1 rRNA gene is annotated in these 1,578 nt (G+C 48.9%); it reads right to left on the bottom strand.

Annotated features, from left to right (window positions below):
- Positions 1–1,469, bottom strand: a 23S ribosomal RNA gene (locus RH86_RS02330); the annotation flags it as partial.
- Positions 1,470–1,578: the final 109 nt, after the last annotated feature.

Below are 1,578 nucleotides of genomic sequence, written 5' to 3'. Positions count from 1 at the left end.
CCGCCTACGTACTTGAACCTGGACAACCGTCGCCAGGCCCACCTAGCCTTCTCCGTCCCCCCATCGCAATTATAAGAAGTACGGGAATATTAACCCGTTTCCCATCGACTACGCCTTTCGGCCTCGCCTTAGGGGTCGACTTACCCTGCCCCGATTAACGTTGGACAGGAACCCTTGGTCTTCCGGCGAGGAGGTTTTTCACCCCCTTTATCGTTACTCATGTCAGCATTCGCACTTCTGATACGTCCAGCATGCCTTACAGCACACCTTCAACCGCTTACAGAACGCTCCCCTACCCAATGAAGTAAACTTCATTGCCGCAGCTTCGGTTTATTACTTAGCCCCGTTACATCTTCCGCGCAGGCCGACTCGACTAGTGAGCTATTACGCTTTCTTTAAATGATGGCTGCTTCTAAGCCAACATCCTAGCTGTCTAAGCCTTCCCACATCGTTTCCCACTTAGTAATAATTTGGGACCTTAGCTGGCGGTCTGGGTTGTTTCCCTCTCCACGACGGACGTTAGCACCCGCCGTGTGTCTCCCGGATAGTACTTACTGGTATTCGGAGTTTGCAAAGGGTTGGTAAGTCGGGATGACCCCCTAGCCTTAACAGTGCTCTACCCCCAGTAGTATTCGTCCGAGGCGCTACCTAAATAGCTTTCGGGGAGAACCAGCTATCTCCAGGTTTGATTGGCCTTTCACCCCTAGCCACAAGTCATCCGCTAATTTTTCAACATTAGTCGGTTCGGTCCTCCAATTGATGTTACTCAATCTTCAACCTGCCCATGGCTAGATCACCTGGTTTCGGGTCTAATTCTAGCAACTATACGCCCAGTTAAGACTCGGTTTCCCTACGGCTCCCCTAGATGGTTAACCTTGCTACTAAAATTAAGTCGCTGACCCATTATACAAAAGGTACGCAGTCACAGGACGCAATGCCTGCTCCTACTGCTTGTACGTACACGGTTTCAGGTTCTATTTCACTCCCCTCACAGGGGTTCTTTTCGCCTTTCCCTCACGGTACTGGTTCACTATCGGTCAGTCAGTAGTATTTAGCCTTGGAGGATGGTCCCCCCATATTCAGACAGGATAACACGTGTCCCGCCCTACTCGTTTTCACCTAATATGCGTTGCCGGTTACGGGGCTATCACCCTGTATCGCACAACTTTCCAGAAGTTTCACCTGACGCATAAAACGCTTAAGGGCTAATCCAATTTCGCTCGCCGCTACTTTCGGAATCTCGGTTGATTTCTTTTCCTCGGGGTACTTAGATGTTTCAGTTCCCCCGGTTCGCCTCATTAACCTATGTATTCAGTTAATGATACGTGCTTATGCACGTGGGTTTCCCCATTCAGAAATCCCAGACTCAAATGGTTGTTACTACCTAATCTGGGCTTATCGCAAGTTACTACGTCTTTCATCGCCTCTGACTGCCAAGGCATCCACCGTGTACGCTTAGTCACTTAACCATACAACCCGAAGGAGTTTCGTTAAACAACCAAGTTGTCTCTCTATTTTATGAGTGAGAGACGTTCGATTTTGCCGGACTCAATTTCGAATAATCATCATAAATGATGA

Origin of the sequence: Vibrio sp. N418 (genome assembly GCF_000222565.1) — a bacterium.
In the GTDB taxonomy this organism is placed as follows: domain Bacteria; phylum Pseudomonadota; class Gammaproteobacteria; order Enterobacterales; family Vibrionaceae; genus Vibrio; species Vibrio scophthalmi.
Note: the sequence above shows the minus strand (reverse complement) of the source record. Positions and strands in the feature narration are given on the sequence as shown.